This window comes from Mycetocola sp. Y171, assembly GCF_056713165.1.
In genome coordinates this window covers 380,896-390,369 of sequence record NZ_JBWYGX010000002.1, presented here as the reverse complement: position 1 = coordinate 390,369, position 9,474 = coordinate 380,896, and the positions used below count along the sequence as shown (strand labels likewise).

Here is a 9,474-nt window from a genome sequence, read left to right as displayed (position 1 = left end):
ATGAGCGCGCGAACCAGGGAACCCGTCTACACGACCGCCATCGCAGCGGGACGGCTGCTCTTCGGTGGCCTCCGGCTGAAGCCCGTCGTCACCGGAGCCGAGCACCTTCCCGCAACGGGCGGCGCCGTGCTGGCCATCACACACTTCGGATACATGGACTTCGCTCTGACCGAATGGATGGTCTGGCATCGCAATCGGCGGCGCATCCGCTTCCTCGCCAAGAAGGGTGCGTTCGACAAGCCGGTTGTCGGCTGGCTCCTGCGTGGGATGCGGCACATCTCCGTCGACATGAAATCAGGGGCCGCGGCATATTCGCAAGCCATCGCGGCACTCGAGTCCGGCGAGATGCTCGGTGTCTTCCCCGAGGCAGGCGTCAACACATCCTTCACCGTGCGCGAACTGAAGACCGGAACGATCAGGATGGCCGCCGAAGCCGGGGTGCCGGTCATTCCCATCGCGGTCTGGGGCGGCCACCGTCTGCTCACCAAGGGACACAAGCCATCGCTCAGCGAAGCGCACGGTGTCCCGATCCGATTCGCCGTCGGGTCGCCGCTCGCCGTCGATGCGTCAGGCGACGTCCGAGAGTTGACGGACACCTTGCGCCGAACCATGCAGGCACTGCTCGATGAGGCTCAGTCGAGCTACCCGGACGATGGTGCCGGCGCATGGTGGCAGCCCGCCCACCTCGGCGGAACCGCTCCGACACCGGAGGAGGCCGCAGTGGTCGAAGCCGAGCGTCAGCGACGCAAGGCCGCCGAGGCCGAATCCAGGTGAGCGGCGTGCGACGTCTGCGCACGGTGATGCTCTGGGTTCTCGCCGTCGTGCTGCTCCTCGTCGTGATCGGCCTGGTCTGGGCGCACTCGGTCATGGCCGGCGATCGTGACGCCGCCCTCGAGGCCTGGCGGAACGACGCGATCGCGATCACGTCGACCGATGCGGCGATCGTGATGGAACCGAGCGACAACGCGTCGGCGACCGGCCTGGTCTTCGTGCCAGGCGCGAAGGTCGACCCGTACGCCTATATGTACAAGCTCTCAGGAATCGTCGAAGACGGAGCGACCGTCGTCATCACCAAACCGACCCTGAACCTCGCCATCGCCGACCTGCGCCCGCTCGATGCGTTCACGTCGGCAGCCCCAGGTGTCGAGCGCTGGTTCGTGGGCGGCCACTCCCTCGGCGGAGTGAAAGCCTGCCAGTACGCTGAGGGCGGCGACACCGCCGGCGTCGTGCTTTTCGGCAGCTACTGCTCGTCCGACCTGTCGGGAAGTGGACTGCCAGTGTTGAGTTTCGTCGGCGAGAACGACGGCCTCAGCACCCCCGAGAAGGTCGAAGGCGCGGCAGGCAACCTGCCCGACGACGCCGTCACCATCGACATCCCCGGCGCGAACCATGCGGACTTCGGTGACTACGGCGTCCAGCCGGGCGACGGCGAATCCACCGCAGACGATTCGGACGTCCGGCAGCTCATCGCAGACGAGTTCCGCGCGTGGGCCGACTCCCCCACCGACTGACGAAGATCAGGCGGGCTGGGGTGACCGCAGGAGACCGGGCAGGGCGTCGACGAGTGGCGCCAGCTCCGGGAGCGCGGATGCCTCGCTGAGCGCGCGTTCCAGCGCCTCGTTGTAGACGGGTCGGGCCTGTGAGAGCAGGTAGGCGCCCGGGGGCGTGAGCTCGGTATAGATTCCACGCCGGTCGTCGGCGCAGAGGATGCGGGTGAGCAGGTTCCGGTCTTCGAGCCGGTTCACGAGCCGAGTCGTCGCACTCGGGCTGAGCGCGGTCGCGCGGGCCAGTTGCTGCATCCGCATGTGCCAGCCCTGCTGGCGGCTGAGCGCGTCGAGCACGGTGTACTCCACGGCCGACAGTGACACTGCCGACTGCAACGCGCGTTCGAGTTCGGCCTCGACGAGACCGTGCAGCGCAGCGAGCGTTCGCCATCCCTGCGTCCGCACCTCTACGGCATCGTCTTCGATACTCATGGACCCTCCATCGATTCGCTCCGACCTGCAACACAATTAGTTGCTTGCGCTGGTTAGTTGCGTATGCAATGATTTATCCCGCGCCTGCAAATAACAGCGTACGCGTCATTCAAGCGTAAGTACAGATCGGGAGACACATCCTCATGCCCATCGGCCTCATCGCCCTCGCCATCGGCGGATTCGGGATCGGACTCACGGAGTTCGTCATCATGGGGCTTTTGCCCGACGTGGCACGAGACTTCCAGGTCACCGAAGCGGCGGCTGGCTGGCTGATCACTGGCTACGCGCTCAGCGTGGTCGTCGGCGCGCTTTTCCTCACCGCCGCCGTGACCCGCTTCCCCCGCAAACACGTGCTCGTCGGCCTGATGGTCCTGTTCATCGCCGGGAACCTGCTCTCGGCCCTCGCCTCCGACTACCCGAGCATGATGATCGGGCGGATCGTCGCGGCCCTCTGCCACGGGGCCTTCTTCGGAATCGGATCGGTCGTCGCGGCGAGCATGGTCGAGAAGAACAAGCAGGCGGGCGCCATCGCGATCATGTTCACCGGCCTGACCGCCGCGAATGTGCTCGGCGTCCCGTTCGGCACGTTCCTCGGGCAGACCTTCGGCTGGCGTTCGACGTTCTGGGCCATCACCGCCATCGGGATCGTCGCCCTCATCGGTCTGGTGACCCTCGTTCCGAACGTTCGCTCCCATGGATCGACAAGCCTCAGGAGTGAACTGGGCGCATTCCGGTCCGGCCAGGTGTGGCTGTCGATCCTCGTCACCGTCTTCGGGTTCGGCGGTATGTTCGGCGCGTTCACCTACATCGCGTTCACGCTCACCGAGGTGAGCGGGTTCCCCGCCGGCGCCGTGCCGTGGCTTCTCGTCCTGTTCGGAGTCGGGCTCTTCCTCGGGAACGTGCTCGGCGGCAAGGCCGCTGACCGTGCCGTGGACCGGACACTCATCGTCATCCTCGCGGGCCTGGTCGTCGTCCTCGCGGTCTTCGCGCTGACGGCGCAGAACCCGGTGGTCACCATCGTGTCGCTGCTGTTCATGGGCGGATTCGGCTTCGCGACGGTTCCCGGGCTGCAGATGCGGGTCATGCGGTACGCCAGCAACGCACCGACCCTCGCCTCGAGCGCCAACATCGGGGCGTTCAACCTCGGGAATGCTCTCGGCGCCTGGCTGGGTGGACTGACGATCTCTGCCGGCCTCGGCTACACGTCGTCGATCTGGGCAGGGACGGCGCTCACCGTCGTCGCACTCCTCGTGATGATCGTCGCGGCGGTGACGGCGAAACGCACGACGTCACGCACCTCAGAGACGTTCGCGCCGCCGGTCCTGCAGCACTGACATCTTTCGGCGTCGCTCCGCGAGAGTCAGCGTGGGGCGGATGCCAGCCGGCCCGGCCCGAACGGCAGCAGCGGAGGCACGTACACGAGCGGAGCAGGAGACCCGGCTGCGATGGTGATCTCGGCCGCGCCGAACCGCCACAGCCGGTTGAACAGGAACACGGTCACCTCTGTGGGACCATCCGCCGAGACCTGCCAGGTGCCAGTCCCCCACTGGGCGGGCTGGCCGCGGCCGTTGAACACGACGGTTGGCTTGGGGAACCAGCCGATGCGGGGTTTTCGCAGGGTGAGCTCGAGCCGTTCGCAGTCCGCCATGGTCCCAGCTAACCACGGATCGCCGGAAGCGCCGGCACGCAAAAAGGCCGCCCAGTGGGCGGCCTTTCGGCGTTCAACATCGCGTGACGGCAACAGATGGTGGAGATGCGGGGAATTGAACCCCGGTCCACTGCTGTGGTCGTGTGCCTTCTACGGGTGTATCCAGTGCAGGCGTTCTACTCGGCTCCGGAATTTGCCACTGGCACCTAATCCGACGAGCCCAGCCCCAGTTTGAGTCCCTCTACGCCCTGAGACGAAACGTAGAAGCAATCTCTCTAAATGGCGCCAGGGTCCGGGTAGAGAGCATTTCCGGCCTGACGGACTTCTTTAGTGCGCTCGCTTAGGCAGCGAGGGCGAAGTCAGTGCGCTTTGAATTGGCACTTATTGTTTTCCAGAGATCGTTAACGAGATAACCCTGGATCCTCGACCCGCTTCTCACAGTTGCGCAGGCAATGTCGAAACCGATCATCCCCATGCACACTCCGTGGAGTGAGTTGCTGTCACGCGCTGTGAAATTGCCAAACCGGATGAACCGGCTTCTTCTGGTGCCTTTCGGCCCAGCTTTTCAGTATACGCGTTCCCGGGGCGCTCTGCCAGAACGGGTGAGGCCGAGCGCTCTGGGCAGCACCGGCCGCGGCCTGTAGTGTCGCTGCATGACTGAGAAATCCGAGGCCGGTGGGGTCGTCATTTCCGTGCGCGGCGTCGCGTTCGCCGAGACAGGCGCAGAACGGGCGACCGTTGGTCTGACCATCGGGTTCGATGGGGCGGAACGAACCGACGTCCGCGCGCGGTCCACCCGCGCGCTGGCCGAGTGCATCGACTCGATCACACGTCTGCACGACAGCGTCGACGGACCTCTCGTCGAGTGGACAAGCGACGACGTGCAGGTCTGGGCCGACCGTCCATGGAGCAACGAAGGCATCCAGCTCCCCCTCGTCCACCACTCCCGCGCCACAGTATCCGCAACCTTCGTCGACGTCGTCCAGCTGAGTCTGTGGCTGGAAGAGACCGCGAACCGCGACGGTGTCACCGTGGGCGGGATCGCCTGGACGGTGACGGACCTCACGCGGCGCGAGCTCGAGGCACGCGCACAACGGGATGCCGTCGCGCACGCGCTCGACAAGGCATCCGTCTACGCGGCGTCGCTCGGTCTCAGCACGGTGGCTCCGCTCGAACTCTCCGAGCCGACGGTCTTCGCCCAGCCGTTCGGGCGCCAGGAGGATGCACGGATGTTCGCGATGGCAGCAGGGGCGCCTGTGGACTTCACCCCGGCTCCGGTCCGCGTGGACGTCGAGGTCCACTTGAGGTGCACGGCACGGGGAGACGCCCCGAGCTGACCCGCGCGGTCAGGCGCGATCGACCAGGGAGGCGTGCAGCAGCTCGAGGTCGTGCATGCTCAGCCCCGAGCGGAGCAGGTATTGGCGAACCGACCCGTACTCCTCGTCGATCTCGTCGAGCACGGCATCGAGCACCTCCGCCGGGCTCCCGCCCATGAGCACGCGAAGTTCCGGTGTCTCGACTCCCCCGTGTTCGACGATGAGCTCGATCATCCCCTCGAGCCATTCGCCGCTGAGGTTCGCCTCCGACCTGGCGTAGTCGTCGACGACGAGCCGTCGGTCCACGCCGACCGCGAGCAGCGCGAGCGCGACGACGATGCCGGTGCGGTCCTTGCCCGCGGTGCAGTGCACGAGAACTCCGGTGCTCGCGTTCGCGATTTCGCGCAGGGCCCGCACGACGACGCCCGCGTGCTGGGTGACGATCTTTGTGTACAGCACAGGGAGGCTCACCGCCGCGCTCCCCTGCGACGCGCCAGACCCCTCGAACACCGGGAGCCGGACCACTGTCACATCCAGCCCGTCGAGATCGTCCGGCATGATCTGGGCCTCGAAGTCGTCCCGCAGGTCGACGACGACCCCGACTCCGAGTTCACGCAGGTGGCGTTTGCCGTCCGGTCCGAGCCGGTACAGGCCGTCTGAGCGGAGCAACCGTCCGGATCTCACGTGGCCGTCCACCGCCGGGAACCCGCCGACGTCGCGCAGGTTGTACGTGCCGTTCACGGCGATCCGGCGTGAAGTCGTCATTCGCCCAGGTGGTTCTTCGCAGAGATCGCCCGCGCAGCTTCACGGGTCGCTTCGCGCTCGCGCAGCGTCTGGCGCTTGTCGTACTCGCGCTTGCCCTTGGCGATGGCGATCTCGACCTTCGCCTTGCCGTCGCTGAAGTACAGCTGCAGCGGGATGATCGTGTACCCGCCAGGAGCGACCTTGTGACTGATCTTGAGGATCTGGGCCTTGTGCAGCAGCAGCTTGCGCTTGCGCCTCGGCGGGTGGTTGTTCCAGTTGCCGCCGGAGTACTCAGGGATGTGCACGGCATCGAGCCAGGCTTCCCCACCCTCGATGAACGCGTACCCGTCGACGAGAGATGCCCGGCCGGCGCGCAGCGACTTCACCTCGGTTCCTGTGAGGACGAGACCCGCCTCAAAGGTGTCTTCAATCAGGTAGTCGTGGCGCGCTTTGCGATTGGTGGCCACGACATTTTGACCACGTTCTCTGGGCACGGTTCACTCCGACAGTCGATGCGCGGCGGGGTGCCGCTGGATGCTTGCCGCACCGGTCGCGCGACAGCCCATCAGTCTAACAACACGAAGGATGCCGGTTGGCCGGTCCCGGCTAGATCTTCAGGTACCGCTTGATCGCGAAGTTGGCCGACAGCGCCGCGAGCACCATCCCGAGGAGGATGAGGAGCGGAACGACCACGAAGGCGTCGGAGACGTCGACGAAGCTGACGAACGGCATCCGCGGGGCGAGGTAACCGGCGATGAAGTAGTGCACGATCCCGACGACGGCCGCGCCGGCGAGGACCGAGCCGATCACCGCCGAGAACACGCCCTCAAGGATGAACGGTGTCTGGATGAACCGGTTCGACGCACCGACGAGGCGCATGATCCCGATCTCCTTGCGTCTCGAGTACGCGGACAGCCTGATCGTCGTAGCGATGAGCAGCACGGCGGCGACGAGCATCAGCCCGGCAATGCCGATGGCCGTGTAACTGGCCACGTTGAGCACCTGGAAGATGGCGTCGAGGTATTGGCGCTGGTCCGTCACCTCTTCCACGCCTGCGGTGCTGGAGAACGCTTCGACGAGGACCTCGGACTGGGACGGGTCGTTGAGGTTGACCCAGTAGGTCTCGTTGAGCTGCTCGGGGACGACGAGGGCAGCGAGTTCGTTGCCCTCGAACTGTTCCTGGAAGTTCTCGTAGGCGAGCTGGTGGTCCTCGAAGTAGAACTCATCGATGAACGGCGCCAGGGTCTCCCCCTCGAGTTGCGCGGTGATGCTGGCCTTCTGGTCGTCGGATGCCGCTCCGCCGGTACACGTCTCGGCCGGCGAATCAGCGGTGCAGAGATAGATCGCCACCTGCGCGCGGTCGTACCAGTAGTTCTTCATCTGGCCGATCTGCATCTGCAGCAGGACGGCCGTGCCGACGAAGGTCAGCGAGATGAAGGTCACGAGGATGACAGAGATCACCATGGACACGTTGCGACGAAGGCCGGTGCTGGCCTCCTGCCAGATCAGTGAGAGCCTCATTTGACGGGCCCCACACTCTGCTCGTCGTCACTGTCCGGTTTGTCGGCGGCCCGCAATCCGAGTCGCTCAGCGAGCGACAGGTGGTCGGTGACGGCGCTGAGGTCGTCGGCGTCCGACCGAGGGAGGTTGATCGCCCCGGTCGCTGCGGCCGGGGTCACCCGGTCGGTCTCACCGGTGTCGCCGTGGGCATGCAGGGTCCTGCGCTGTGCTGGCGTGGTCTCGGGTGCTGGGGTGTTGATGAGAATCCGGTGTGCCTCTGTCTCGGCGTCGGCCTGGGCGGTCGCTTCTGCGACCTCCTGGCGGGCGGCCTTGGCCGACTGGCCCTTGGCCACGGCGGGCTTGAGTTCAGGAACGATCCCGGTGGTGCCGTATCCGCCTTCGCGCTCATCGCGCACGATCACGCCGTCGACGAGTTCGATCACGCGGCGCTGCATCTTGTCGACGATGCCGGCCTCGTGGGTCGCCATGAGCACGGTCGTTCCTCCGGCGTTGATCCGTTCGAGGATCTGCATGATCCCTGCGCTCGTCGCGGGGTCGAGGTTTCCGGTTGGCTCGTCGGCGAGGAGGATCTGCGGCTTGTTCACCACTGCGCGGGCGATCGCCACACGCTGCTGCTCACCACCGGAGAGTTCGTGGGGCAGGCGGTCGGCCTTGTTCTCCAGTCCGACCATCTTCAGCACGTCGGGCACGGCTTCCTGCACGTAACCGCGTGACTTGCCGATGACCTGGAGGGTGAACGCCACGTTCTCGAAGACCGTCTTGTTCGGCAGCAGGCGGAAGTCCTGGAAGACCACGCCGAGGTTGCGGCGGAAGTAGGGGATCTTCCGGCTGGAGATCGACCCGAGGTCGTTCCCGAGGACGAAGATCGACCCCTTGGACGGCTTCTCCTCCTTAAGGATCAGGCGCAGGCAGCTCGACTTTCCGGAGCCGGACGCACCGACGAGGAAGACGAACTCTCCCCTGGCGATCTCCAGGTCCATCTCGTTGATCGCCGGACGCTTGGTGCCGGAGTATTTCTTCGTGACGTTCTCAAACCGAATCATGACGATTCGAGCCTAGGCAGGCTTCGGCTCAATGCCGACGTGACACGCCTACGCCCTCCGGGTTGCCGGGCTCGCCGGTCAGTCGTCAGTCGGCTGTTTGCGCCAGCGGATCCCTGCGGCGATGAATCCGTCGATGTCACCGTCGAAAACGTTCTGCGGGTTGTTGACCTCGTGGTCGGTGCGCAGGTCCTTGACCATCTGGTACGGCGCGAGAACGTACGAACGCATCTGGTCGCCCCAGCTCGCCGTGATGTTGCCTGCGAGTTCCTTCTTCTTCGCGTTCTCCTGCTCGCGCTGGACGAGGAGGAGCCGCGACTTGAGCACGCGCATGGCTGCTGCGCGGTTCTGGATCTGGCTCTTCTCGTTCTGGCAGCTCACGACGATGCCGGTCGGGAGGTGGGTGATGCGCACGGCGGAGTCCGTCGTGTTGACGGACTGGCCACCGGGGCCGGAGGAACGGAACACGTCGACGCGGATGTCGTTGTCGGGGATGTCGACCTCTTCGGTCTCCGCCATCAGTGGGACCACTTCGACCGCGGCGAAACTCGTCTGGCGCTTGCCGGCCGAGTTGAACGGGCTCATCCGCACCAGGCGGTGGGTTCCGGCCTCGACGCTCAGCGTGCCGAATGCGTACGGCGAGTCGATCTCGAACGTGGCGGACTTGATGCCGGCCTCTTCGGCGTAGCTTGTGTCGAGCACCGTGGCCTTGTACTTGTGCTGTTCGGCCCAGCGCAGGTACATCCGGAACAGCATGTCGGCGAAGTCGGCGGCGTCGACGCCTCCAGCTCCTGCACGGATGGTGACGACGGCGGGCAGCGGGTCGTACTCACCGTTCAGCAGCGTCTGCACCTCGAGGTCGCCGATCTGCTTCTGCAGGTCGAGGAGTTCGGTGCGGGCTTCAGCTGCCGATTCTTCGTCGCCCTCGGCGATGGCCAGGCCGACGAGCACCTCGAGGTCGTCGAGCTGGTTCTCGATGGCCGTGATGCGCGCGAGTTCGGACTGCCGGTGGCTCAGGGCGCTCGTGATCTTCTGCGCCTTGTCGGTGTCATCCCACAGATCGGGCACACCGGCCTGCTCGCTCAGGTCGGCGATCTCGGCCCGGAGCCGGTCGAGTCCGACGACTTCACGGATGTCGGCGAAGGTGGTGCGAATGGCCGCGATCTGGTCGTTCAGGTCTAGATCTAACATGTCGCACCCAGCCTACCTTCCGGCGGCTCTCCCCGGTC

The 9,474-nt window shown here is 65.7% G+C and carries 11 protein-coding genes and 1 other RNA gene; 4 read left to right on the top strand and 8 right to left on the bottom strand.

What is annotated here, in order from left to right:
* Positions 1 to 774, top strand: coding sequence for a lysophospholipid acyltransferase family protein (locus tag AC1M2K_RS11505; RefSeq protein WP_480241080.1), 774 nt, complete (start codon positions 1 to 3; stop codon positions 772 to 774).
* 5 nt (positions 775 to 779) lie between these two features.
* Entirely contained in the window at positions 780 to 1,511 is a 732-nt protein-coding gene (locus AC1M2K_RS11500) for an alpha/beta hydrolase (RefSeq protein ID WP_480241079.1), read from the top strand.
* Positions 1,512 to 1,517: 6 nt separating this feature from the next.
* Here AC1M2K_RS11500 and AC1M2K_RS11495 read toward each other — a convergent pair whose 3' ends face one another.
* Entirely contained in the window at positions 1,518 to 1,976 is a 459-nt protein-coding gene (locus tag AC1M2K_RS11495; protein WP_480241078.1) for a MarR family winged helix-turn-helix transcriptional regulator, read from the bottom strand.
* Positions 1,977 to 2,119: 143 nt separating this feature from the next.
* Here AC1M2K_RS11495 and AC1M2K_RS11490 point away from each other — a divergent pair, with 143 nt between their 5' ends.
* Positions 2,120 to 3,310, top strand: coding sequence for an MFS transporter (locus tag AC1M2K_RS11490; RefSeq protein ID WP_480241077.1), 1,191 nt, complete (start codon positions 2,120 to 2,122; stop codon positions 3,308 to 3,310).
* 26 nt (positions 3,311 to 3,336) lie between these two features.
* Here AC1M2K_RS11490 and AC1M2K_RS11485 read toward each other — a convergent pair whose 3' ends face one another.
* Both AC1M2K_RS11485 and ssrA read right to left on the bottom strand, forming a co-directional pair.
* Positions 3,337 to 3,624 (bottom strand): hypothetical protein, encoded by a 288-nt coding sequence (locus AC1M2K_RS11485; RefSeq protein ID WP_480236976.1) that lies wholly within the window; start codon positions 3,622 to 3,624, stop codon positions 3,337 to 3,339.
* A 97-nt stretch (positions 3,625 to 3,721) separates the two neighbouring features.
* Positions 3,722 to 4,097, bottom strand: a transfer-messenger RNA (tmRNA) gene (ssrA, locus tag AC1M2K_RS11480).
* Positions 4,098 to 4,277: 180 nt separating this feature from the next.
* Between ssrA and AC1M2K_RS11475 the strand changes: the two genes are divergently transcribed.
* Complete coding sequence (locus tag AC1M2K_RS11475) at positions 4,278 to 4,961, top strand: SIMPL domain-containing protein (RefSeq protein WP_480241076.1); 684 nt, start codon at positions 4,278 to 4,280, stop codon at positions 4,959 to 4,961.
* Between the two features lie 9 nt (positions 4,962 to 4,970).
* On the opposite strand, the gene AC1M2K_RS11470 is transcribed toward AC1M2K_RS11475, so the two are convergent.
* The 5 genes from AC1M2K_RS11470 to prfB form a co-directional block, all read right to left on the bottom strand.
* Positions 4,971 to 5,705, bottom strand: coding sequence for a tyrosine-protein phosphatase (locus tag AC1M2K_RS11470; protein ID WP_480241075.1), 735 nt, complete (start codon positions 5,703 to 5,705; stop codon positions 4,971 to 4,973).
* On the bottom strand, positions 5,702 to 6,178 hold the full coding sequence (gene smpB, locus AC1M2K_RS11465) for an SsrA-binding protein SmpB (protein ID WP_480236979.1): 477 nt from the start codon (positions 6,176 to 6,178) through the stop codon (positions 5,702 to 5,704). The genes AC1M2K_RS11470 and smpB overlap by 4 nt, the downstream gene beginning before the upstream one ends.
* Before the next feature lie 112 nt (positions 6,179 to 6,290).
* Positions 6,291 to 7,205 (bottom strand): permease-like cell division protein FtsX, encoded by a 915-nt coding sequence (gene ftsX, locus AC1M2K_RS11460; RefSeq protein WP_480236980.1) that lies wholly within the window; start codon positions 7,203 to 7,205, stop codon positions 6,291 to 6,293.
* The gene (gene ftsE, locus AC1M2K_RS11455) at positions 7,202 to 8,248 is read right to left on the bottom strand and encodes a cell division ATP-binding protein FtsE (RefSeq protein ID WP_480241074.1); all 1,047 of its coding nucleotides are present in this window, start codon (positions 8,246 to 8,248) and stop codon (positions 7,202 to 7,204) included. Before ftsE ends, ftsX begins: the two co-directional genes overlap by 4 nt.
* 78 nt (positions 8,249 to 8,326) lie before the next feature.
* A complete protein-coding gene (gene prfB, locus AC1M2K_RS11450) occupies positions 8,327 to 9,436 on the bottom strand; it encodes a peptide chain release factor 2 (RefSeq protein WP_480236982.1) in 1,110 nt (369 codons plus the stop codon).
* Positions 9,437 to 9,474 lie beyond the last annotated feature (38 nt).

Excerpts from the sequence above, each read along its gene's own strand:
- AC1M2K_RS11505 (WP_480241080.1), top strand. The coding sequence starts at position 1 with ATGAGCGCGCGAACCAGGGAACCCGTCTACACGACCGCCATCGCAGCG.
- AC1M2K_RS11495 (WP_480241078.1), bottom strand. The coding sequence starts at position 1,976 with ATGAGTATCGAAGACGATGCCGTAGAGGTGCGGACGCAGGGATGGCGA.
- AC1M2K_RS11490 (WP_480241077.1), top strand. The coding sequence starts at position 2,120 with ATGCCCATCGGCCTCATCGCCCTCGCCATCGGCGGATTCGGGATCGGA.
- AC1M2K_RS11485 (WP_480236976.1), bottom strand. The coding sequence starts at position 3,624 with ATGGCGGACTGCGAACGGCTCGAGCTCACCCTGCGAAAACCCCGCATC.
- AC1M2K_RS11475 (WP_480241076.1), top strand. The coding sequence starts at position 4,278 with ATGACTGAGAAATCCGAGGCCGGTGGGGTCGTCATTTCCGTGCGCGGC.
- AC1M2K_RS11470 (WP_480241075.1), bottom strand. The coding sequence starts at position 5,705 with ATGACGACTTCACGCCGGATCGCCGTGAACGGCACGTACAACCTGCGC.
- ftsX (WP_480236980.1), bottom strand. The coding sequence starts at position 7,205 with ATGAGGCTCTCACTGATCTGGCAGGAGGCCAGCACCGGCCTTCGTCGC.
- ftsE (WP_480241074.1), bottom strand. The coding sequence starts at position 8,248 with ATGATTCGGTTTGAGAACGTCACGAAGAAATACTCCGGCACCAAGCGT.
- prfB (WP_480236982.1), bottom strand. The coding sequence starts at position 9,436 with ATGTTAGATCTAGACCTGAACGACCAGATCGCGGCCATTCGCACCACC.